20 protein-coding genes are annotated in these 22,400 nt (G+C 60.0%); 10 read left to right on the top strand and 10 right to left on the bottom strand.

The window, feature by feature from the left end:
• Positions 1–58: 58 nt before the first annotated feature.
• The 4 genes from ACEN2T_RS28065 to ACEN2T_RS28080 all read right to left on the bottom strand — a co-directional run bounded on the left by ACEN2T_RS28065 (position 59) and on the right by ACEN2T_RS28080 (position 5,485).
• On the bottom strand, positions 59–2,905 hold the full coding sequence (locus tag ACEN2T_RS28065) for a valine--tRNA ligase (RefSeq protein WP_442117892.1): 2,847 nt from the start codon (positions 2,903–2,905) through the stop codon (positions 59–61).
• A 212-nt stretch (positions 2,906–3,117) separates the two neighbouring features.
• Positions 3,118–3,507: a hypothetical protein gene (locus ACEN2T_RS28070; RefSeq protein WP_032886434.1), complete on the bottom strand. Its 390-nt coding sequence runs from the start codon at positions 3,505–3,507 to the stop codon at positions 3,118–3,120.
• Between the two features lie 7 nt (positions 3,508–3,514).
• Positions 3,515–3,943 (bottom strand): DNA polymerase III subunit chi, encoded by a 429-nt coding sequence (locus ACEN2T_RS28075; protein ID WP_095183913.1) that lies wholly within the window; start codon positions 3,941–3,943, stop codon positions 3,515–3,517.
• Between the two features lie 51 nt (positions 3,944–3,994).
• Complete coding sequence (locus ACEN2T_RS28080) at positions 3,995–5,485, bottom strand: leucyl aminopeptidase (protein WP_032886438.1); 1,491 nt, start codon at positions 5,483–5,485, stop codon at positions 3,995–3,997.
• A gap of 284 nt (positions 5,486–5,769) precedes the next feature.
• On the opposite strand from ACEN2T_RS28080, the gene lptF reads away from it, so the two are divergent.
• The 10 genes from lptF to tadA all read left to right on the top strand — a co-directional run bounded on the left by lptF (position 5,770) and on the right by tadA (position 16,225).
• Positions 5,770–6,888 carry an LPS export ABC transporter permease LptF gene (gene lptF, locus ACEN2T_RS28085; protein ID WP_032886439.1) on the top strand — a complete coding sequence of 373 codons (1,119 nt, stop codon included), beginning with the start codon at positions 5,770–5,772 and terminating at the stop codon, positions 6,886–6,888.
• Entirely contained in the window at positions 6,881–7,960 is a 1,080-nt protein-coding gene (gene lptG / locus ACEN2T_RS28090) for an LPS export ABC transporter permease LptG (RefSeq protein ID WP_442117893.1), read from the top strand. The genes lptF and lptG overlap by 8 nt, the downstream gene beginning before the upstream one ends.
• A gap of 151 nt (positions 7,961–8,111) precedes the next feature.
• Entirely contained in the window at positions 8,112–9,911 is a 1,800-nt protein-coding gene (gene lepA, locus ACEN2T_RS28095; RefSeq protein WP_003210439.1) for a translation elongation factor 4, read from the top strand.
• Between the two features lie 5 nt (positions 9,912–9,916).
• The gene (lepB, locus tag ACEN2T_RS28100) at positions 9,917–10,771 is read left to right on the top strand and encodes a signal peptidase I (protein WP_032886444.1); all 855 of its coding nucleotides are present in this window, start codon (positions 9,917–9,919) and stop codon (positions 10,769–10,771) included.
• Positions 10,772–10,932: 161 nt separating this feature from the next.
• Positions 10,933–11,622 (top strand): ribonuclease III, encoded by a 690-nt coding sequence (rnc, locus tag ACEN2T_RS28105; protein WP_032886446.1) that lies wholly within the window; start codon positions 10,933–10,935, stop codon positions 11,620–11,622.
• Positions 11,615–12,517: a GTPase Era gene (era, locus tag ACEN2T_RS28110; RefSeq protein ID WP_032886448.1), complete on the top strand. Its 903-nt coding sequence runs from the start codon at positions 11,615–11,617 to the stop codon at positions 12,515–12,517. Before rnc ends, era begins: the two co-directional genes overlap by 8 nt.
• A gap of 156 nt (positions 12,518–12,673) precedes the next feature.
• A complete protein-coding gene (gene recO / locus ACEN2T_RS28115; RefSeq protein ID WP_095183914.1) occupies positions 12,674–13,357 on the top strand; it encodes a DNA repair protein RecO in 684 nt (227 codons plus the stop codon).
• A 51-nt stretch (positions 13,358–13,408) separates the two neighbouring features.
• A complete protein-coding gene (pdxJ, locus tag ACEN2T_RS28120; protein ID WP_122752519.1) occupies positions 13,409–14,152 on the top strand; it encodes a pyridoxine 5'-phosphate synthase in 744 nt (247 codons plus the stop codon).
• Between the two features lie 193 nt (positions 14,153–14,345).
• Positions 14,346–15,728 carry a multicopper oxidase family protein gene (locus ACEN2T_RS28125; protein WP_095184314.1) on the top strand — a complete coding sequence of 461 codons (1,383 nt, stop codon included), beginning with the start codon at positions 14,346–14,348 and terminating at the stop codon, positions 15,726–15,728.
• Positions 15,728–16,225 (top strand): tRNA adenosine(34) deaminase TadA, encoded by a 498-nt coding sequence (tadA, locus tag ACEN2T_RS28130; RefSeq protein WP_122680314.1) that lies wholly within the window; start codon positions 15,728–15,730, stop codon positions 16,223–16,225. The genes ACEN2T_RS28125 and tadA overlap by 1 nt, the downstream gene beginning before the upstream one ends.
• A 94-nt stretch (positions 16,226–16,319) precedes the next feature.
• Here tadA and cmoB read toward each other — a convergent pair whose 3' ends face one another.
• The 6 genes from cmoB to lon all read right to left on the bottom strand — a co-directional run bounded on the left by cmoB (position 16,320) and on the right by lon (position 22,270).
• Complete coding sequence (cmoB, locus tag ACEN2T_RS28135) at positions 16,320–17,276, bottom strand: tRNA 5-methoxyuridine(34)/uridine 5-oxyacetic acid(34) synthase CmoB (protein ID WP_122764783.1); 957 nt, start codon at positions 17,274–17,276, stop codon at positions 16,320–16,322.
• Positions 17,273–18,016 carry a carboxy-S-adenosyl-L-methionine synthase CmoA gene (gene cmoA / locus ACEN2T_RS28140; protein WP_032886460.1) on the bottom strand — a complete coding sequence of 248 codons (744 nt, stop codon included), beginning with the start codon at positions 18,014–18,016 and terminating at the stop codon, positions 17,273–17,275. The genes cmoB and cmoA overlap by 4 nt, the downstream gene beginning before the upstream one ends.
• Before the next feature lie 36 nt (positions 18,017–18,052).
• Positions 18,053–18,709, bottom strand: coding sequence for a lysoplasmalogenase (locus tag ACEN2T_RS28145; protein WP_442117894.1), 657 nt, complete (start codon positions 18,707–18,709; stop codon positions 18,053–18,055).
• A 1-nt stretch (position 18,710) separates the two neighbouring features.
• On the bottom strand, positions 18,711–19,100 hold the full coding sequence (locus ACEN2T_RS28150) for a protease inhibitor I42 family protein (RefSeq protein ID WP_032886463.1): 390 nt from the start codon (positions 19,098–19,100) through the stop codon (positions 18,711–18,713).
• An 87-nt stretch (positions 19,101–19,187) separates the two neighbouring features.
• Positions 19,188–19,643 (bottom strand): hypothetical protein, encoded by a 456-nt coding sequence (locus ACEN2T_RS28155; protein ID WP_442117895.1) that lies wholly within the window; start codon positions 19,641–19,643, stop codon positions 19,188–19,190.
• 206 nt (positions 19,644–19,849) lie between these two features.
• Positions 19,850–22,270, bottom strand: coding sequence for an endopeptidase La (gene lon, locus ACEN2T_RS28160; RefSeq protein WP_032886465.1), 2,421 nt, complete (start codon positions 22,268–22,270; stop codon positions 19,850–19,852).
• Positions 22,271–22,400: the final 130 nt, after the last annotated feature.

Raw genomic sequence — 22,400 nt, forward strand, 5'->3', positions numbered from 1 at the left:
CCGGGTTCGCAAATAAAAAAAGAGACCCGAAGGTCTCTTTTTTCACGCTGATTCCACCTTACAGGCTGGAAATCCGCGCATGTTGCTCCGCCAGCTTGCCCAGAGCCTGTTCGGCCTCGGCGAGCTTGGCGCGCTCTTTCTCGATCACTTCAGCTGGCGCCTTGTCGACGAATGCCGCGTTGGACAGCTTGCCGCCCACCCGCTGCACTTCGCCCTGCAGGCGCGCAATTTCTTTGTCGAGACGGGCCAGCTCTGCGCCCTTGTCGATCAAACCGGCCATTGGCACCAGCACTTCCATGTCGCCAACCAGCGCGGTAGCGGACAACGGTGCTTCGGCGCCGTCAGCCAAGACGGTGATCGACTCCAGCTTCGCCAGTTTCTTGAGCAGTGCATCGTTTTCGGTAAGGCGACGCTGGTCCTCGGCACTGGCGTTCTTCACGAACACCGCCAACGGCTTGCCCGGCCCGATGTTCATCTCGGCGCGGATGTTGCGCGTGCCGAGCATCAGGGTCTTGAGCCATTCGATATCGCTTTCAGCGGCTTCATCGATGCGTGCTTCATTGGCCACCGGCCAAGGCTGCAGCATGATGGTCTTGCCTTCGATACCGGCCAGCGGCGCGAGGCGCTGCCAGATTTCTTCGGTGATGAACGGCATGAACGGATGCGCCAGGCGCAACGCCACTTCCAGCACGCGTACCAGGGTACGACGGGTGCCGCGCTGGCGTTCGACCGGTGCGTTTTCGTCCCACAGCACGGGCTTGGACAGCTCCAGGTACCAGTCGCAATACTGGTTCCAAATGAACTCGTACAAGGCTTGCGCGGCCAGGTCGAAACGGAACTGGTCGAGTTGGCGGGTCACTTCGGCTTCGGTGCGTTGCAGCTGCGAGATGATCCAGCGGTCGGCCAGGCTCAACTCATAGGCTTCGCCGTTCTGGCCGCAGTCTTCACCTTTATCCAGCACGTAGCGCGCGGCGTTCCAGATCTTGTTGCAGAAGTTGCGATAGCCTTCGACGCGGCCCATGTCGAACTTGATGTCGCGACCGGTAGACGCCAACGAGCAGAAGGTGAAACGCAGGGCGTCGGTGCCGTAGCTGGCGATGCCGTCAGCGAACTCGTCGCGTGTCTGCTTTTCGATCTTCTTTGCCAGTTTCGGCTGCATCAAGCCCGAAGTGCGCTTCTGCACCAGGGTTTCCAGGTCGATGCCGTCGATGATGTCCAGCGGGTCCAGGACGTTGCCCTTGGACTTGGACATTTTCTGGCCCTGGCCATCACGCACGAGGCCGTGCACATACACGGTCTTGAACGGAACCTGCGGCGTGCCGTCCTCGTTCTTCACCAAGTGCATGGTCAGCATGATCATCCGGGCAACCCAGAAGAAAATGATGTCGAAGCCGGTCACCAGCACGTCGGTGGAGTGGAATTTCTTGAGGAATTCGGTCTGCTGCGGCCAGCCCAGGGTGGAGAACGTCCACAGGCCAGAGCTGAACCAGGTATCCAGTACGTCGTTGTCCTGTTGCAGCGCCACGTCCGGGCCGAGGTTGTGCTTGGCACGCACTTCGGCTTCGTCGCGGCCTACATAGACCTTGCCCGACTCGTCGTACCAGGCCGGAATGCGGTGGCCCCACCACAGTTGACGGCTGATGCACCAATCCTGGATGTCGCGCATCCACGAGAAGTACATGTTTTCGTACTGTTTAGGCACGAACTGGATACGGCCATCTTCTACGGCAGCAATCGCAGGCTCAGCCAGCGGCTTGGTGGACACGTACCACTGGTCGGTCAGCCACGGCTCGATCACGGTGCCGGAGCGGTCGCCCTTCGGCACTTTCAGGCCGTGGTCGTCAACGCTGACCAGCAGGCCGGCGGCATCGAAAGCGGCCACGATCTGCTTGCGTGCTTCGAAACGGTCGAGGCCGGCGTATTCGGTCGGGATCTTGCCGTCGATGCTTTCGTTCAGCGTGCCGTCCAGGTTGAACACCTGGCAGGCCGGCAGTACGGCGGCATTTTTATCGAAGATGTTCAACAGCGGCAGGTTGTGGCGCTTGCCGACTTCGTAGTCGTTGAAGTCGTGGGCCGGGGTGATCTTCACGCAGCCGGTGCCGAATTCGGGATCGCAGTAGTCGTCCGCGATGATCGGGATGCGACGGCCTACCAATGGCAGGTCGACGAACTTGCCGATCAGTGCCTGGTAGCGTTCGTCGTTCGGGTTAACCGCGACGGCGGCATCGCCGAGCATGGTTTCCGGACGGGTGGTGGCGACGATCAGGTAGTCGTTGCCTTCAGCGGTCTTGGCGCCGTCGGCCAGCGGGTACTTAAGGTTCCACAGGAAGCCTTTCTCGTCGTGGTTTTCCACTTCGAGGTCGGAAATCGCCGTGTGCAACTTGGTGTCCCAGTTGACCAGGCGCTTGCCGCGGTAGATCAGGCCGTCTTCATGCAGGCGCACGAAGGCTTCTTTCACGGATTCGGACAGGCCGTCGTCCATGGTGAAACGCTCGCGGCTCCAGTCGACGGACGAGCCCAGGCGACGGATCTGACGGCTGATGTTGCCGCCGGATTGGTCTTTCCATTCCCAGATCTTTTCCAGGAATTTCTCACGGCCCAGGTCGTGACGGCTTTGGCCGGTGGCTTCGAGTTGGCGCTCCACCAGCATCTGGGTGGCGATACCGGCGTGGTCGGTGCCCGGTTGCCACAGGGTGTTACGACCCTGCATGCGGCGGAAACGGATCAACGCATCCATGATCGCATTGTTGAAGCCATGGCCCATGTGCAGGCTGCCAGTGACGTTCGGTGGCGGAATCATGATGGTGTAGGACTCGCCCGCACCTTGCGGAGCGAAATAGTTCTCGGACTCCCAGGTGTTGTACCAGGAAGTTTCAATAGCGTGCGGCTGGTAGGTCTTATCCATGCGCGGCGGGACCCTAGTTGGCATATATTCAGGAAAGCCGGCAAGTATAACGGGGGATAGGGCGCAGGGCGAGGCGAAGACGGGCTAAAGGCGTGCGCCGGTCAATGTGGGAGGGGGCTTGCCCCCCGATGGCAATGTGTCAACCATACATGGGCTGACTGATACACCGCTATCGGGGGCGAGCCCCCTCCCACAGGGGATCTATGTACGGTTTAAGACTGGTACTGGCTGAGCAACCGTTCCATTCGCGCATCCATTCGGCGCTTGATCTCGGTTTCGATATGCGGGGCAAAGTCGTCGATCACGTCTTGCATGATCAATTGCGCGGCGGCGCGCAGTTCGTTGTCTAGATGCAGCAGCAGGGCGTCGGGGGTTTTCTCGGCAGCGGCGGCAACGGGGGCTGGTTCTACGACGGGCAGTTCGACCGGTGCCGGCGCAGGTTTGCCGCCCACCATGTCAAACAGCAACGGAATCTGTACCTCGCCGTCGACCGGTTCGGTCAGCAGCGGCGGTTGCAAGCCATCATCACCCAGCAACTGACGGATCGACTCCAGGTCGTCCAGCAGGTGGTCATCTTTTTTTACAGGGTTGGAAGTGTCCATCGTGTGCTCAAAGTCGTTGTAGCCGGTGATCTTGCAAAGGATAGCCCTGTTCGCGGTAGAAACGGAAACTCTCCCGCGCGGCCTGACGAATAGCCGGATCTTCCACCACCACTTCCGCCACACGGGCAAAGGCCTTGGCGAACGGCGGTACTTTCAGGTCCAGGTTGACCAGCAGGTCATGGTGATCGCCGCAGCTGTCACCCAGCCCCAGCACTATCAGACCTTCAGGTTCTGATTCGGCAGGGCCGTGGGGCACGAAGCTTTCACCCTTGAAGCGCCACAGGCGGGCGTCGAGCTCGTCGCGTTGAGCGGCATCGCTGCAGTGCAGGTAGATGCGATGGCCCATGCGCCAGGCTTTTTCGGTGAGTTTGCAGGCAAAGTCCAGGCGCGCGAGCGGGTCGGCGCTGGGCAATATATAGAAGTCGACTTGGGTCATTGCGGTTCCTGAGACCGGAGCGGCGTGATGGCCGCCCCGGCATCTTCAGTTTCAGGCCTTTGCGCGATCCAGCAGGTACTGGGTCAGCAGCGGAACCGGACGGCCAGTGGCGCCCTTGTCCTTGCCGCCGCTGGTCCAGGCCGTGCCGGCGATGTCCAGGTGCGCCCAGTTGAAGTTCTTGGCGAAGCGCGACAGGAAGCAGGCAGCGGTGATGGTGCCGGCTTTCGGGCCGCCGATGTTGGCGATGTCGGCGAACGGGCTGTCCAGCTGTTCTTGGTATTCATCGAACAGCGGCAGTTGCCAGGCGCGATCGTCGGCAGCCTTGCCCGCGCTGAGCAGTTGCTCGATCAGCTCGTCGTTGTTACCCAGCAAGCCCGACGTGTGGGAGCCCAGGGCAACGATGCACGCACCGGTCAGGGTGGCGATGTCGATTACGGCTTGCGGCTTGAAGCGCTCGGCGTAGGTCAAGGCATCGCACAGCACCAGACGGCCTTCGGCGTCGGTGTTGAGGATTTCGACGGTCTGGCCGCTCATGGTGGTGACGATATCCCCTGGGCGGGCAGCGCCGCCGCTCGGCATATTCTCGGCGCAGGCCAGGATGCACACCAGGTTGATCGGCAGCTTGAGCTCCAGTACGGCACGCAGGGTGCCGAACACGCTGGCGGCGCCGCCCATGTCGTACTTCATCTCATCCATGCCCGCGCCCGGCTTGAGGCTGATGCCGCCGGTGTCGAAGGTGATCCCTTTGCCGACCAGGGCGTAAGGCTTCTCGGACTTCTTGCCGCCGTTGTATTGCATCACGATCAGGCGTGGTGGCTGGTCGCTGCCCTGGCCCACGGCGTAGAACGAGCCCATGCCCAGTTCCTTGATCTTTTTCTCGTCCAGCACTTCAACTTTCAGGCCCTTGAACTCTTTGCCCAGCGCCTTGGCTTGCTCGCCCAGGTAGGTCGGGTGGCAGATGTTCGGCGGCAGGTTACCCAAGTCGCGGGTAAACGACATGCCGTTGGCAATCGCGGTAGCGTGGGTTACGGCGCGCTGAACTTCAGCCTGCGCGGCCTTGATGGTCAGCAGGGTGATTTTCTTCAGGGCGCGGGGTTCGGCTTTCTGGCTCTTGAACTGGTCGAAGATATAGCCGCCGTCCACCAGGGTCTCTGCCAGCAGGCGCGTCTTGCCGTAGCTGTCGCGGCCTTTGACCACGATTTCGTCGAGAGCCAGTGTCGCATCGCCACCGCCCAGGCCCTTCAGGGTGCTGAGGATGCCGCTGATGATCTTGCGGAACGGGCGGTCGCCCAGCTCAGCGTCTTTGCCCACGCCGACCAGCAAAATGCGGTCGGCCTTGAGGTTAGGCAGGCTCTGCAACAGAAGGCTCTGACCGACTTTGCCGGCCAGGTCGCCGCGCTTGAGCACGGCGCTGATGGCGCCGCCGCTGAGTTCGTCGAGTTGCTTGGCGGCCACGCCGAGCTTGCGGCCTTCGCCGATGGCGACCACGAGGGTGGCGGTTTTCAACGTTTCGGGGCTAACGCTTTTTACAACCAATTCCATTTTCGGGTCCCTTATAAAGGTCTGAGAGCCTGGTATTTGTATCCAGGCTTTAAAGCGTGGCAGCTGTGTAAACCGCCAGCGACAAAGGCCGCAGTTTGAACCTCGCCGGCGGAGCCTGACAACCCTTCGTACGCGCTTTGTACCCGCGTATGAGGTTGCGCAGTGACAGGCGCGGTCAATCACAGGATAATGCGCCATCTTTTTAATCGGCCCTGCGTAAAGGGGCTGACTCGGTATGCTTGCTTGTTTGGCCGCCTTAGCCTGACAACCCTGGAGTGTCTGGTTTGATTGTCTTCCGTTATCTATCCCGCGAAGTCCTGTTGACCCTGAGTGCCGTGAGTGCGGTCCTGTTGGTCATCATCATGAGTGGTCGTTTCGTCAAATACCTGGCCCAAGCCGCTTCGGGCGCCCTGGATCCAGGCTCGTTGTTCCTGATCATGGGCTTTCGCCTGCCGGGGTTCCTGCAACTGATCCTGCCGCTGGGCCTGTTCCTCGGGATCCTGTTGGCCTACGGTCGTTTGTACCTCGAAAGCGAAATGACTGTGCTCTCGGCCACCGGCATGAGCCAGCAGCGTCTGCTCGGCATGACCATGATCCCGGCAGCCGGCATCGCGCTTATCGTTGCCTGGCTGAGCCTGAGCCTGGCCCCCCAGGGCGCCATGCAGTTCCAGCTGGTGCTGAACAAGCAGGACGCGATGACCGAGTTCGACACCCTTGAACCGGGCCGCTTCCAGGCACTCAATGACGGCACGCGGGTCACCTATACCGAAACCCTGACCGAAGACCGTGCCAACCTGGGCGGGGTGTTCATCTCCGAGAAGCGCCTGGGCCAGGACAAGAAAGACCGTGGCATCTCCGTGCTGGTGGCCGAGTCCGGTCGCCAGGACGTGCGTCCCGATGGCAGTCGCTACCTGATCCTGGAGAACGGCTATCGCTATGACGGCAGTCCCGGCCAGGCCGACTACCGCGCCATCAAGTACGACACTTACGGCGTGTTGCTCGCCCGTCCGGATGTCAGCGACGAGGTGACTGACCGCGACGCCATCCCCACGAAGGATTTGTTCGGCAGCAAGGAACTGCGCTCCATTGCCGAGCTGCAATGGCGTATTTCTCTGCCACTGCTGGTGTTTATCGTGACCTTGATGGCCGTGCCGTTGTCGCGCGTCAACCCACGTCAGGGCCGCTTCCTCAAGCTGTTGCCAGCGATCCTGCTGTACATGGCTTACCTCACCATTCTGATTTCCGCTCGCGGCTCCCTGGAGAAGGGCAAGCTTTCGCCGACCCTGGGGTTGTGGTGGGTGCACGGGATCTTCCTGGTGATCGGCCTGGGCCTGCTCTACTGGGAACCTATCCGTTTGAAAATGTTGAGCCGTCGCGGCCAGAAGGAGTTGGCTCGTGGCTAAGCTCGATCGCTACATTGGTAGCAGCGTCCTGATCGCCATTCTGGCGGTTCTGGGCATCATCCTGGGCCTTGCCTCGTTGTTCGCCTTCATCGATGAAGTGGGCAACGTGAGCGACACCTACACTGTGTGGGATGTACTGAGCTACGTGGCACTCACCGCGCCGCGTCGGCTCTACGACATGATGCCGATGGCTGCGCTGATCGGCTGCTTGATCGGCCTGGGCAGCCTGGCCAGCAACAGCGAACTGACCATCATGCGTGCCGCCGGGGTGTCCATCGGCCGTATCGTCTGGGCGGTGATGAAGCCCATGTTGCTGCTGATGCTGTGCAGTGTGCTGATCGGTGAATACGTCGCGCCGCCGGCAGAAACCACCGCCCAAGCCAACCGCGCCCTGGCGCAGGGTTCGGGCGATGCGCAAAGCGCCAAGCATGGCCTGTGGCATCGCCAGGGTGATGAGTTCATCCACATCAACGCCGTGCAACCGGGCGGCCTGTTGATCGGTGTGACGCGTTACACCTTTGATAAAGAACGTCACATGCTGTCGTCCAGCTTCGCCAAACGTGCGCAGTACAGTGGCGAAAAATGGCAACTGACGGACATCACTACCACTCACTTCCGCAATGTCGGCCAAGGCATCAAGGCCAGCACCGAAGTGATCAATGAGCCAAGCGAAGAGTGGGACATCGCTCTCAAGCCGGAATTGCTCAACACCGTGGTGATGATCCCGGAAAGCCTGCCTATCTCCGGGTTGTGGAGTTACATCCACTACCTCAAGGAGCAAGGGCTGAACAACGGTCGTTACTGGCTGGCGTTTTGGGTCAAGGTGTTGCAGCCAGTGGTAACCGCCGCGCTGGTGTTGATGGCGATCTCGTTCATCTTCGGCCCATTGCGTTCCGTGACCCTGGGTCAGCGTGTGTTTACTGGCGTGTTGGTGGGCTTCACATTCCGCATCGCCCAGGACCTGCTAGGCCCGTCGAGCCTGGTATTCGGTTTCTCGCCGCTGTTTGCGGTGCTGGTGCCGACGGCCATCTGCGCCCTGGCCGGGTTCTGGCTGCTGCGCCGAGCTGGCTGATACCGCGCTTATGCACAAAAAATGCCCCGCTCGAATGAGTGGGGCATTTTTGTTCTGGTCAGCAAAGATGACGTCTGGCCGAAGCTTCAGGTACAATTCCCGGCTATTTTTCAGCGGGCAATCTGCCTGCAGCCTTTTTGAGTGTTGATCCGTGAGTGATTTGAGTCATATCCGCAATTTCTCCATCATCGCCCACATTGACCATGGTAAGTCGACGCTGGCCGATCGATTCATCCAGATGTGCGGCGGCCTTGCCGAGCGTGAAATGGAAGCCCAGGTACTGGATTCCATGGACCTCGAACGCGAGCGCGGGATCACCATCAAGGCCCACAGCGTTACTCTGTACTACACCGCCAAAGACGGTATCAAGTACCAGCTGAACTTCATTGACACCCCGGGCCACGTCGACTTCACCTATGAAGTCAGCCGTTCCCTGGCGGCCTGCGAAGGTGCGCTGCTGGTGGTGGACGCGGGTCAGGGCGTTGAAGCCCAGTCCGTGGCCAACTGCTACACCGCCATCGAGCAAGGCCTGGAAGTGATGCCGGTGCTGAACAAGATCGACCTGCCACAGGCCGATCCGGACCGCGTCAAAGAAGAAATCGAAAAAATCATCGGCATTGACGCCACCGACGCCGTCGAGTGCAGCGCCAAGACCGGCCTGGGCGTTGACGAAGTGCTCGAGCGCCTGGTCAAGACCATTCCTGCCCCCACCGGCAACTACGAAGATCCGCTGCAAGCGTTGATCATCGACTCCTGGTTCGACAACTACCTGGGGGTTGTCTCCCTGGTACGTGTACGCCACGGCCGTGTGAAGAAGGGCGACAAGATCCTGGTCAAGTCCACCGGCAAGATCCACCTGGTGGACAGCGTCGGTGTATTCAACCCGAAACACACTGCAACCACTGATCTGAAAGCCGGTGAAGTAGGTTTCATCATCGCCGGTATCAAGGACATCCACGGTGCGCCGGTGGGTGACACCCTGACCTTGAGCTCCACCCCTGACGTCGACGTGCTGCCGGGCTTCAAACGCATCCAGCCGCAGGTTTACGCCGGTCTGTTCCCGGTCAGCTCCGATGACTTCGAAGACTTCCGCGAAGCGTTGCAGAAGCTGACCCTCAACGACTCGTCGTTGCAGTACACCCCGGAAAGCTCCGACGCCCTGGGCTTCGGTTTCCGTTGCGGCTTCCTCGGCATGCTGCACATGGAGATCATTCAGGAGCGCCTTGAGCGCGAATACGACCTGGACCTGATCACCACCGCGCCAACGGTTATTTTTGAGCTGGCGCTGAAAACCGGTGAAACGATTTATGTAGATAACCCGTCCAAGCTCCCAGACCTGTCTTCTATCGAAGACATGCGTGAGCCGATCGTGCGCGCCAATATCCTGGTGCCGCAGGAACATTTGGGCAACGTCATTACCCTGTGTATCGAAAAACGTGGCGTGCAGCACGACATGCTGTTCCTCGGTACCCAGGTGCAAGTGACCTACGATTTGCCGATGAACGAAGTGGTCCTGGACTTCTTTGACCGTCTCAAATCCACCAGTCGCGGCTATGCTTCGCTGGATTACCATTTCGATCGTTATCAATCGGCTAATCTGGTGAAACTGGATGTGTTGATCAACGGCGACAAGGTTGATGCCCTTGCACTGATCGTGCACAAGGACAACGCGCACTACAAAGGTCGCCAGTTGACCGAGAAGATGAAAGAACTGATTCCGCGCCAGATGTTCGACGTCGCGATCCAGGCCGCTATTGGCGGGCAGATCATTGCACGGACCTCCGTCAAGGCTCTCAGAAAGAACGTACTGGCCAAATGCTACGGCGGTGACGTAAGCCGTAAGCGCAAGCTGCTTGAGAAGCAAAAGGCCGGTAAAAAACGCATGAAGCAAGTGGGCAACGTGGAAATTCCACAAGAAGCCTTCCTTGCGGTGCTCAGGTTGGATAGTTAGGTCCTATGTCGCTAAATTTCCCGCTGTTGCTGGTCATCGCCGTTGCCGTTTGTGGTCTCCTGGCGTTGCTCGATCTGGTGTTCTTCGCCCCGCGTCGGCGGGCGGCTATCGCGTCCTATCAGGGCAGCGTCAGCCAGCCCGATGTCGTGGTGATCGAGAAGCTGAACAAAGAGCCTTTGCTGGTTGAGTACGGCAAGTCGTTCTTCCCGGTGTTGTTCATCGTGCTGGTGCTGCGTTCGTTTCTGGTGGAGCCGTTTCAGATCCCTTCGGGTTCGATGAAACCTACCCTGGACGTGGGCGACTTCATCCTGGTGAACAAGTTTTCCTACGGGATTCGCCTGCCGGTGATCGATAAGAAGGTCATCGAAGTCGGTGATCCGCAGCGCGGTGATGTGATGGTGTTCCGCTATCCAAGCGACCCGAACGTCAATTACATCAAGCGTGTGGTGGGCCTGCCGGGCGACGTGATTCGCTACACCAGCGACAAGCGCCTGTTGATCAATGGCGAGTCGGTGGCCGAGAAACTGCTCGGTTCCGAACCGAACAGCCTGGGCAGCGCCGAGCTGTACCAGGAAAAACTCGGTGCGGTAGAGCACGAAATCCGCAAGGAAATGAGCCGCTACCGCGCCATGCCTGATGGAGAGTGGAAAGTGCCAGCCGGGCACTATTTCATGATGGGCGACAACCGTGACAACTCCAACGACAGCCGCTACTGGGATGACCCGAGCATTCCCAAGGAGCTGCTTGGCATGGTTCCCGACCAGAATATCGTCGGCAAGGCCTTCGCGGTCTGGATGAGCTGGCCGGAACCCAAGCTCAGCCACCTGCCGAACTTCTCGCGGGTCGGGCTGATCAAGTAATACAAGCGGCGCTGTGAACACAGCGCCGACTGCTTTTCTGGGGCTTGGACAATTCCGGCTCCAGGCTGTAACCATCAGGATTTGAATTTGAACACTGCGTCAATCGTCGATGGCCGCCGGTGCCACCCACTAGATATGCAGCAACTAGGTATGGATAAACCGTGACCGTTTCGCTAAGTCGTTTAGAGCGCCAGCTCGGCTACACCTTCAAGGATCAGGAATTGATGATCCTTGCCCTCACACACCGCAGCTTTGCAGGGCGTAATAACGAGCGCCTGGAATTCCTCGGTGACGCCATTCTCAATTTCGCCGCCGGTGAGGCGCTGTTCGAACGCTTCCCGCAAGCGCGCGAAGGCCAGCTGTCGCGATTGCGCGCACGTCTGGTAAAGGGTGAGACCCTGGCCGTACTGGCCCGTGGTTTCGGCCTGGGTGAGTACCTGCGCCTGGGGTCGGGCGAATTGAAAAGCGGTGGCTTCCGTCGCGAGTCGATCCTGGCCGATGCCCTCGAAGCCTTGATCGGCGCGATTTACCTCGATGCAGGTATGGAAACGGCCAAGGAGCGCGTGGTCGCCTGGCTGGCTTCGGAGATTGAAAGCCTTACGCTGGTCGACACCAACAAAGATCCCAAGACCCGCCTGCAGGAATACCTGCAGTCCCGTGGTTGCGAACTGCCACGCTACGAAGTGGTGGATATCCAGGGTGAGCCCCATTGCCGTGTGTTCTTCGTGGAATGTGAAATCACCTTACTGAATGAAAAAAGCCGAGGTCAGGGTGTGAGCCGTCGTATTGCCGAACAGGTAGCGGCCGCTGCAGCACTGATTGCCCTGGGCGTGGAGAATGGCCATGACTGATTCAACCGCAACACGCTGTGGCTATGTTGCCATCGTTGGCCGCCCGAACGTGGGCAAGTCCACGCTGCTGAACCACATCCTCGGTCAGAAGCTCGCGATCACCTCGCGCAAGCCTCAGACCACTCGCCACAACATGCTGGGCATCAAGACCGAAGGCGCCGTGCAAGCGGTCTACGTCGACACCCCGGGTATGCACAAAGGTGGCGAGAAAGCCCTGAACCGCTACATGAACAAGACCGCATCGGCGGCGTTGAAAGACGTCGACGTGGTGATCTTCGTGGTCGACCGCACCAAGTGGACTGACGAAGACCAGATGGTCCTTGAGCGTGTGCAGTACGTCACCGGCCCATTGATCGTCGCGCTGAACAAGACCGACCGCATCGAAGACAAAGCCGAACTGATGCCGCACCTGACCTGGTTGCAGGAGCAACTGCCGAACGCCCAGATCATGCCGATCTCGGCCCAGCACGGTCATAACCTCGAAGCCCTGGAGCGCGTGATCGCTGGCTACCTGCCGGAGAACGAGCACTTCTTCCCGGAAGACCAGATCACCGACCGCAGCAGCCGCTTTCTCGCCGCTGAACTGGTCCGCGAGAAAATCATGCGCCAGATGGGTGCTGAGCTGCCGTACCAGATCACCGTCGAAATCGAAGAGTTCAAGCAACAGGGCAAGACCCTGCATATCCATGCGCTGATCCTTGTCGAGCGTGACGGCCAGAAGAAAATCATCATTGGCGACAAGGGCGAGCGCATCAAGCGCATCGGCACCGAGGCGCGCAAGGACATGGAATTGCTCTTTGATTCCAAGATCATGCTCAACCTGTGGGTGAAGGTGAAAGGCGGCTGGTCCGATGACGAGCGCGCTCTGCGTTCCCTCGGTTACGGCGACCTGTAAGAACACCGCAGGGCAAAAAATGTGGGAGGGGGCTTGCTCCCGATGGCGGTGAGTCAGTTAATAAATAAGTGACTGACACACTGCCATCGGGGGCAAGCCCCCTCCCACATTAGGTTTGTGTAGTTTTCAAAAAATGCATTCCAGCAGTGAGCACCCATGTCCCAACCCCCCAGCCAACTCGCCTACGTCCTGCACAGCCGCGCCTACCGCGAGACCAGCGCGCTAGTGGATTTCCTCACGCCCCAAGGCCGCCTGCGCGCGGTGTTGCGCAGCGCGCGGGGCAAGGCGGGGACATTGGCGCGGCCCTTCGTGGCGTTGGACGTGGAGTTTCGCGGCAAGGGCGAGTTGAAAAACGTCGGCCGCCTGGAAAGCGTCGGCACTTCCGCCTGGCTCAATGGCGATGCGTTGTTCAGTGGGCTCTACCTCAATGAGCTGCTGATCCGTCTGTTGCCCGCCGAAGACCCGCACCCGGCTGTCTTTGATCACTATGCCGCCACTTTGCTGGCCCTGGCCGAAGGCCGCCCTCTGGAGCCGCTGCTGCGTGCCTTCGAATGGCGCCTGCTCGACGACCTGGGCTACGGCTTCGAGCTGAGCAACGACCTGCACGGCGACCCCGTCGCCGCCGACGGCATGTACCGCCTGCAAGTCGACGCGGGTCTTGAGCGCGTCTACCTGCTGCAACCCGGCCTGTTCCAGGGCACCGAACTGCTGGCCATGAGCGAGGCCGACTGGAGCGCACCCGGTGCGTTATCCGCCGCCAAGCGCTTGATGCGTCAGGCCTTGGCCGTGCATCTGGGCGGACGGCCGTTGGTCAGCCGCGAGTTGTTTCGAAAGCCCTGATCTCCCCGTGTATGCTGTGCACCGTTTCTTTCCCTTTTCAGGAGCGCTTCCGTGACCACCAGCAATCGCATTCTTCTTGGCGTCAACATCGACCACGTCGCCACCCTGCGCCAGGCCCGGGGCACCCGTTACCCTGACCCGGTCAAGGCCGCGCTGGACGCCGAAGAAGCAGGCGCCGACGGCATCACCGTGCACCTGCGAGAAGACCGCCGCCACATCCAGGAACGCGATGTGTTGCTGCTCAAGGACGTGCTGCAAACCCGCATGAATTTCGAAATGGGCGTCACAGAAGAAATGATGCTCTTCGCCGAGCGCATTCGCCCAGCGCACATCTGCCTGGTACCGGAAACCCGCCAGGAACTGACCACCGAAGGCGGCCTTGACGTGGCCGGCCAGGAAGCGCGGATCAAGGCCGCGGTGGAGCGCCTGTCGAAAATCGGCAGCGAAGTGTCGCTGTTCATCGACGCCGACGAGCGCCAGATCGAAGCGTCGCGTCGTGTCGGCGCGCCGGCCATCGAACTGCACACCGGCCGTTACGCCGATGCCACCACGCCGACCGAAGTGGCGGATGAACTGCAGCGCATCATTGACGGTGTGAACTGCGGCCTCAATGAAGGCCTGATCGTCAACGCCGGCCATGGCCTGCATTACCACAACGTCGAAGCCGTGGCTGCGATCAAAGGCATCAACGAGCTGAACATCGGCCACGCGTTGGTAGCCCACGCGCTATTCGTCGGTTTCAAAGGCGCTGTGGCCGAGATGAAAGCCCTGATCCTGGCGGCCTCCAAGCCCTAAAAAACAATGAAGAACCAATGTGGGAGGGGGCTTGCTCCCGATAGCGGTGTATCAGCCATAAATGTGGTGGCTGACACACTGCTATCGGGAGCAAGCCCCCTCCCACATGAGAAGCCTTACTGTTTAGCCGATGCAGGTGTATCGTATCTGCCCTTTGCAGGCCTTGGGCCTGCGGCAGATACGTGAGGTTGTTGTGTCCCGATCCTTTTCCCGTCGACAAATCCTGGGTGGTCTTGCAGGCCTGGCCGTAGTGGGCGTCGGTGCCGGTGGCGCCTACCGTTACTGGCTGGGGAAAGTCGCCGAATCCGAAGCGGGTCACGACTACGAGCTGATCGCTGCACCGTTGGACGTGGAGCTGGTGCCGGGGCACAAGACCCAAGCCTGGGCGTTCGGTCCCTCGGCACCCGGCACCGAGTTGCGTGTGCGTCAGGGCGAATGGCTGCGGGTGCGCTTTATCAACCACCTGCCGGTCGCGACCACCATCCACTGGCACGGCATCCGCCTGCCGCTGGAAATGGACGGCGTGCCCTATGTCTCGCAACTGCCGGTGCTGCCGGGCGAATACTTCGACTACAAATTCCGCGTGCCCGACGCCGGCAGCTACTGGTATCACCCGCATGTGAACAGTAGCGAAGAACTCGGCCGAGGCCTGGTCGGCCCGCTGATCATCGAAGAGCGTGAACCCACCGGTTTCAAACACGAACGGACCCTCAGCCTGAAGAGCTGGCATGTGGACGAAGAGGGTGCGTTCGTTGCCTTCAGCGTTCCCCGTGAAGCGGCGCGTGGCGGTACGGCCGGGCGGCTGTCGACGATCAATGGCGTATCCCAGGCGGTGATCGACTTACCCGCTGGGCAGATCACCCGCGTGCGCCTGCTCAACCTCGATAACACCCTGACCTATCGCATCAACATCCCCGACGTCGAAGCGCAGATCTATGCGCTGGACGGCAATCCCATCGAACCGCGTCCATTGGGCAAGGAGTACTGGTTGGGGCCGGGTATGCGCATCTGCCTGGCGATCAAGGCACCGCCGGCGGGCGAAGAGCTCTCGATTCGCAACGGCCCGGTGCGCCTGGGCACTTTCCGCTCAGTCGCCAACACCGATGCACCGACCGAATGGCCCCCGGCGCTGCCCGCCAACCCGATTGCCGAACCGGACCTGGCCAATGCCGAGAAACTCAACTTCAATTTCGAGTGGGTCGGCTCGGTCTCGGTCAACGTCGACAATGGCAAGCCGCCGAGCCTGTGGCAGATCAACGGCCAGGCCTGGGACATCACCGACAAGACCTGCGCCGACCGACCGATTGCCAAGCTGGAAAAGGGCAAGAGCTACATTTTCGAATTGAAGAACATGACCCAGTACCAGCATCCGATCCACCTGCACGGCATGAGCTTCAAGGTGATCGCCTCGAACCGCCACAAGGTGATCCCGTACTTTACCGACACCTATTTGTTGGGCAAGAACGAGCGCGCCCGCGTGGCCTTGGTGGCGGATAACCCTGGAGTGTGGATGTTCCACTGCCACGTCATCGACCACATGGAAACCGGCCTGATGGCCGCCATCGAGGTGGCGTGATGCGCCAGATTCGCCCCGCGGCAATCATCGACCGCAGCCGCGACCAAGACTTCATGCGTGAAGCCCTGGCACTTGCCGCCCAAGGCGCCGCACTGGGCGAAGTGCCCGTGGGTGCGGTGTTGGTACAGGACGGTGAAATCATTGGTCGAGGTTTCAACCGCCCCATCAGCGGCAACGATCCCAGCGCCCATGCCGAGATGGTCGCCATACGCGACGCCGCCCAGGCCATCAGCAACTACCGGCTGGTGGGCAGCACGCTGTATGTGACGTTGGAGCCGTGCAGCATGTGCGCGGGGTTGATCGTGCATTCGCGAGTCGCGCGGGTGGTTTATGGCGCGTTGGAGCCGAAGGCGGGGATTGTGCAAAGCCAGGGGCAGTTTTTTACCCAGGGCTTTCTGAATCATCGGGTGGTGTTTGAAGGCGGTGTGCTGGCCGAGGAGTGCGGCACGGTGTTGAGCGAATTCTTCAAGGCCCGCCGGGCGAAGCCTCAGATCTAACCAACACCGAGTATCAAATGCGGGAGGGGCGGTGCGACGATTCGACTTGCCCCTCCCACATTTTTGATCCTCATTTTTTCAGGGAGATTAGCGGTTACTTCTTGGCGATGATGACCGCCCGCATCGGTGCCGGCAGCCCTTCAATCGTCTTGCTGTGATCCTCGGGATCGAGGAAGTCACTCAGGGACTGATACTTCATCCATTCCGTCCCGCGCTGTTCCTCCACCGTGGTCACGCTCACATCCACGCAACGCACATCGCTGAAACCAGCGCGGCGCAGCCACAGCATCAGCGCCGGCACCGACGGCAGGAACCACACGTTACGCATCTGCGCATAACGGTCTTCCGGCACCAGCACCTGTTGCTGGTCGCCTTCCACCACCAGGGTTTCCAGGACCAGCTCGCCGCCCTTGACCAAGGTGTCCTTCAGCGCCAGCAAATGCTCGATGGGCGAGCGACGGTGGTAGAACACGCCCATGGAAAACACCGTGTCGAAGCCTTCGAGGTTGGCCGGCAAGTCTTCAAACGGAAATGGCAGGTGCCAGGCTTTCGGTTCGGACAGATACCGCTGCACCGCCTGGAACTGACAGAAGAACAGCCAGTTCGGGTCGACACCTATCACGCTGTCGGCGCCGGCGCCGAGCATGCGCCACATGTAGTAACCGTTGCCGCAGCCGACATCGAGGATGCGCTTGCCTTTCAAGTCCAGGTGCGGTGCGACGCGTGACCACTTCCAGTCCGAGCGCCATTCGGTGTCTACGTGCACGCCGAACAGGTGGAACGGCCCCTTGCGCCATGGGCTCAGGCCCATCAATGCGGTGCGCATCTGTGCGCGGGTTTCGTCGTCACAGTCGGTGTCCAGCACCAGGTCATTCAGTAAGTCGACGTCGCTGGGCATGATCTTCGGCAGTGCATCCAATGCACTCTGCCAGCGCCCCAGGTCGCCATGTCCTTTTTCCATTTTGCTGTCGAGCTGCGCTTGCAGGCCTTGGGCCCATACGGCCAGAGGAGTGCCGACCAGATGGCGGGCGAGGGGAGACAAATCAATCATGGCAGGGCAATCAACGAGGCAAAGTTAAGACACTGGAACCACGGCACTACCTTCGAGAACCCGGCCGCCAGCAGGCGTTCGCGGTGTTCTTCGAGGCTGTCGGGCTTCATGACGTTTTCGATGGCGCTGCGCTTCTGGGCAATTTCCAGTTCGCTGTAGCCGTTGGCGCGTTTGAACGCGATATGCAGGTCGGTGAGCAGCGCGTGTTCTTCAAGGTCATTGAAGCGCAGCTTTTCCGAAAGGATCAGCGCACCGCCCGGTAACAGCGCCTGACGAATACGCGACAGCAAGCTCAGGCGCTCGTCGGGCGCGATGAATTGCAGGGTGAAATTCAACGCCACCACCGAGGCCGGCTGGAATTGCAGCGCGAGTATATCGCCCTCGATCACCTCGACCGGCAGCAACTCCTGGAACATCGAGTCCTGGCCGTTGAGGTATTCGCGGCAGCGCTCGACCATGGCGGCGGAGTTATCCACCGCGATCACTCGGCAGCCGTCGGTACGCACGTGTCGGCGCAGGGCTTGGGTGACAGCGCCAAGGGATGAACCCAGGTCGTAGAGCACGCTGTTGGGTTGGGCAAACTGCGCCGCGAGCACACCGAGGTTTTCGACGATAGTCGGGTAGCCTGGCACCGAGCGCTTGATCATGTCCGGGAATACCCGCACCACGTCCTCGTTAAAGGCGAAGTCCGGCACCTGGGGCAGGGGCTGGGCGAAAAGGCGATCGGGTTCTTTGCTCACGGTTGTTCCGGCGACGAGGGGGGAAAGGCCGGCATTTTAGCCAAGTTGGCCCTCGCGTGCGCGGGTTGTCTGATGGAAAGCAGAGGCGGTGATGCCCCACTGGCCAAGCCAATACGTGGTGATCAGCAAATACGGCGCGGCGTCGAACGCCACCACGAACCGATTGATGCCGATCAGGGCGTCTGAAAACACAAACGACACCGCGCCCGCCGCAGCCAGTAAGGCCGAGCGTTTTGGCACGTCACTGCCCAGCCGCGCGAGCGCGCGCCAGAGCATTGCGCTGATCACCAAGGCGTAAACCACGACGGGAATCAACAAGTCGCCAAGGCCATGGGAAATCAGGATGCTCAGCAGGACGACGCCTACACCAAGCGCCAATACCAACGGTAATACCGCCAAACGACGGCAATCGCTGAAATAGGCCTTGAGGTATGCCAGGTGCGCAAACAGAAACGCGCCAAGGCCGAAGATAAACAAGTCGCCAGGCCAAGCGAGCAACACGTCGCCCACCAGTGAGAAAATCAGCCCGAGGCTGATCCAGCGTCGATAGTCGGTGGGCGGTGCGTCATGCAGCCAGCCCAACAACGCCAGTACCGGCAGCGGTTTGACCAGCAGGCAGAGCAACATCGCGTGAGTGCTCAAACCGTAGATAAAAGTGGCGGCGCCCATCAACGCGAGTATCAGCCATGGCATATCAGTTCACCGTAAGGGTGCAGTCGAAGGTCTCCACGGGTTCGGCTTCCGGCTCCCACGGCTGCTGGGACGTCAGGCGTAAACGACCCTGGCCGGCGGCAAACGCCTGGAAGCGCCAGGTGGATTGACCACCGCCCCCGATCACGCCGGACTCAGTGCTGCTGTAGACCTCAGGGCTCAGCGCACGCAGCACGCCGCCGGCGGAATCCTGGATGGCCCAGCGGTAGCCGGTGGTGGGGTTGCTCGGCAGGGTGAGGATCAGGTTTTGCCCGGTTTTAAGCTGGAGCGGGCAGGCGCTCTGGTTTTCCACGGTGACGTTTTGCTTCGGCGCACTGGCGCACGCGGTCAGCAGGCAAAGGCTCAGGGGGAGAAGCAGGCGGGCAGCAGTCATGGAGACTCCGTTTATACACGACGAAGGGCGAGCATAACCGAAGATGAGACAAGGTGTGACGGCGGCACCGTCTGTGCCGCCTAAGTTTCAAATATAGGTTGTAGCCAGCCATACGTCATATTTGATGCTTAGCTTGAGTTCGTTTCCGTTCCGGATCTTGACGGTCAAGTCTAGCTTTGCCGTATGGTGTTTATTGTCTGTCGAGATATCTAAAACCAGCGTTCCTTTTAGGGTTGTGGCCTCACCCAGATAGTGGTCGAAGCGGACGCGGTACATTTCAAAGTAGCGCACTCTCTCCACGGGTGGTGAGGGGGTGCCTTCAAAATGGTACGTGCCGGGCTTAATATCACGATGGAGTACCAGCTCGATTCTTCGCTCGCTTTGGCGGCTGTATCGCTCAGCAATGGCGGTTATGCCAAGCCATTTGTCATCGGCTGTATATTCCAGCTGTTGGGTTTGGAAATTCCCACGTTTGGACACGGATCCTTTGAACTCACCCGTAATGTTTTCGATCTCGGCTGGTGCTTCGCGAGTTGCTGTCATTGGTTTCTCCTTGATTGGACCTGCGCATGATTGGACGCGCAGTCGCTTCAATGTAGAGGGCGCCGGAACAACTGGGACCTGTGAGAAATGACAGTTTTTTAGACGGGTTGGCGATAACTCAGGAAGGGATTGATTACCGCAAATCTGAAATGAAAATGACCAGGCTTGAACCTGGTCATTATGAGTACACGGTTGCTCTCTATCGCTTAGAAAAGCACTTTAGCCACATCCGCGAACCGCTTGGCAAAGTGCACCGTCATGCCCTCTTTAAGATACTCCGGCAACTCTTCAAAACTGCCGCGATTGGGTTCCGGCAATATCAGCTCGTGAATCTTCTGACGTCGCGCTGCGATCACCTTCTCGCGCACGCCGCCGATCGGCAGTACATGCCCGGTCAGCGTCAGTTCGCCGGTCATGGCCACGCCTTTTTTCGGCGCTTGGTTACGGGCCAGGGACAACAACGCACTGGCCATGGTCACGCCAGCGCTCGGGCCGTCCTTCGGCGTGGCACCTTCCGGCACGTGCAAGTGCACGAAGGCTTCGTCGAAGAACTTCGGATCGCCGCCAAACGACTTCAGGTTGGAGCTGATGTAGCTGTAGGCAATTTCGGCAGACTCTTTCATCACCTCGCCTAATTGCCCGGTGAGCTTGAAGCCGCGGTTCAGTGTGTGGATGCGCGTCGCCTCGATTGGCAGGGTCGCGCCGCCCATGCTGGTCCAGGCCAGTCCGGTGATCACACCGGTACCGGACAGCACTTGCTCATTGCGGAACACCGGCATGCCCAGGGAGCTTTCCAGGTCCTTGTTGCCGATTTTGATCACCGAGTTCGGCGCATCCAGCAACTTGACCACGGCTTTGCGTACCAGTTTGCCCAGTTGTTTCTCCAACTGGCGCACCCCTGCCTCACGGGCATAACCGTCGATCAATGCGCGCAGGGCGCCGTCGCTGATGGTCAGGGTGTTTTTCGATACGCCGGCTTTTTCCAACTGTTTTGGCCACAGGTGACGCTTGGCGATGGCGACTTTTTCTTCGGTGATATAGCCCGACAGGCGAATCACTTCCATCCGGTCCAACAGCGGGCCGGGAATTGAGTCAAGGGTGTTGGCGGTGCACACGAACAGCACTTTGGACAGGTCCAGGCGCAGGTCGAGATAGTGGTCGAGGAATTCGACGTTCTGTTCCGGGTCGAGGGTTTCGAGCAGGGCCGAGGCCGGGTCGCCCTGGAAGCTTTGGCCCATCTTGTCGATCTCGTCGAGCATGATCACCGGGTTCATCACTTCAACATCTTTGAGCGCCTGCACCAGCTTGCCCGGCATAGCGCCGATGTAGGTACGGCGATGGCCCTTGATCTCGGCCTCGTCGCGCATGCCGCCGACGCTGAATCGGTAGAACGGCCGGCCCAGGGACTCGGCGATGGATTTACCCACGCTGGTCTTGCCCACGCCCGGCGGGCCGACGAGCAGCACGATGGAGCCGGCGACTTCGCCTTTGTAAGCGCCCACCGCCAGGAATTCGAGGATACGGCTCTTGATGTCGTCCAGTCCGGCATGGTGCTTATCCAGCACCTTGCGCGCGTGTTTCAGGTCGAGCTTGTCCTCGCCGTACACGCCCCACGGCACCGAGGTTGCCCAATCCAGATAGTTGCGGGTGACCGCATATTCCGGCGAGCCGGTTTCCAGGATTGACAGTTTGTTCAGTTCTTCATCGATGCGTTTTTTCGCCTGGGCTGGCAGCACTTTGTCTTCCAGGCGTTGCTCGAATTGCTCCACGTCCGCGCTGCGGTCGTCCTTGGTCAGGCCCAGCTCCTGCTGGATCACCTTGAGCTGTTCTTTAAGGAAGAACTCGCGTTGGTGTTCGCCGATCTTGCGGTTCACCTCGGCGGAGAGCTCCTTTTGCAGGCGCGCGACTTCGACTTCCTTGCGCAGCATCGGCAGCACTTTTTCCATGCGTTTGAGCATGGGGACGCAGTCCAGCACTTCCTGCAGCTCGTTACCGGTGGCGGAGGTCAGCGCGGCGGCGAAATCGGTGAGGGGCGACGGGTCGTTGGGGCTGAAGCGGTTGAGGTAGTTCTTCAGCTCTTCGCTGTACAGCGGGTTAAGCGGCAGCAGCTCTTTGATCGCATTGATCAGCGCCATGCCGTACGCCTTGACCTCGTCGGTCGGCTCGGTGGGCTGGTGTGGGTATTCGACTTCCACCAGATACGGTGGACGATGGTGCTTGAGCCAGGTCTTGATGCGCACGCGGGTCAGGCCCTGGGCCACGAATTGCAGCTTGCCGTTCTCGCGGCTGGCGTGATGCACCTTCACCAGGGTGCCGTACAGCGGCAGGGCGGAGGTGTCGAAGTGGCGTGGATCTTCCGGCGGCGTGTCCATGAAGAACAGAGCGAGTGAGTGGTGGTCGGATTTGCTCACCAGCTCAAGGGTCTCAGCCCACGGTTCTTCGTTGACAATCACCGGCAGCACTTGCGCCGGGAAGAAAGGCCGGTTGTGGATCGGGATGATGTAGACCTTGTCCGGCAGGTTTTGCCCTGGAAGAGCCAGGCCGGTATTGGACGAGGAGGTTTTAGCGTTTTCGGGGTCTGCGTAGTCGTTGAGGTCGTAATCAGGGAATTCTTGCTGGTCGCTCATGGGGCACCTGCATAAGGAAGTATGGAGGTTAGATGGGGCGAGGCAGCAGTGGTTTCAATGGGGGGCGTGAGATAGCAACATATTGCATGAAATTCCTGCGGCGACATTGGTCAATGTGGGAGAGGGCAAG

It is taken from the genome of Pseudomonas sp. W22_MBD1_FP4, assembly GCF_052113765.1.
GTDB lineage: Bacteria > Pseudomonadota > Gammaproteobacteria > Pseudomonadales > Pseudomonadaceae > Aquipseudomonas > Aquipseudomonas sivasensis.

Bases quoted from the DNA above. Each gene is read 5' to 3' on its own strand.
- era (WP_032886448.1), top strand. From the start codon at position 11,615: ATGACTGATTCAACCGCAACACGCTGTGGCTATGTTGCCATCGTTGGC.
- cmoB (WP_122764783.1), bottom strand. From the start codon at position 17,276: ATGATTGATTTGTCTCCCCTCGCCCGCCATCTGGTCGGCACTCCTCTG.
- ACEN2T_RS28070 (WP_032886434.1), bottom strand. From the start codon at position 3,507: ATGGACACTTCCAACCCTGTAAAAAAAGATGACCACCTGCTGGACGAC.
- ACEN2T_RS28075 (WP_095183913.1), bottom strand. From the start codon at position 3,943: ATGACCCAAGTCGACTTCTATATATTGCCCAGCGCCGACCCGCTCGCG.
- ACEN2T_RS28080 (WP_032886438.1), bottom strand. From the start codon at position 5,485: ATGGAATTGGTTGTAAAAAGCGTTAGCCCCGAAACGTTGAAAACCGCC.
- lepB (WP_032886444.1), top strand. From the start codon at position 9,917: ATGTCGCTAAATTTCCCGCTGTTGCTGGTCATCGCCGTTGCCGTTTGT.
- ACEN2T_RS28155 (WP_442117895.1), bottom strand. From the start codon at position 19,643: ATGACAGCAACTCGCGAAGCACCAGCCGAGATCGAAAACATTACGGGT.
- recO (WP_095183914.1), top strand. From the start codon at position 12,674: ATGTCCCAACCCCCCAGCCAACTCGCCTACGTCCTGCACAGCCGCGCC.
- lon (WP_032886465.1), bottom strand. From the start codon at position 22,270: ATGAGCGACCAGCAAGAATTCCCTGATTACGACCTCAACGACTACGCA.
- ACEN2T_RS28145 (WP_442117894.1), bottom strand. From the start codon at position 18,709: ATGCCATGGCTGATACTCGCGTTGATGGGCGCCGCCACTTTTATCTAC.
- ACEN2T_RS28065 (WP_442117892.1), bottom strand. From the start codon at position 2,905: ATGGATAAGACCTACCAGCCGCACGCTATTGAAACTTCCTGGTACAAC.
- tadA (WP_122680314.1), top strand. From the start codon at position 15,728: ATGCGCCAGATTCGCCCCGCGGCAATCATCGACCGCAGCCGCGACCAA.
- ACEN2T_RS28150 (WP_032886463.1), bottom strand. From the start codon at position 19,100: ATGACTGCTGCCCGCCTGCTTCTCCCCCTGAGCCTTTGCCTGCTGACC.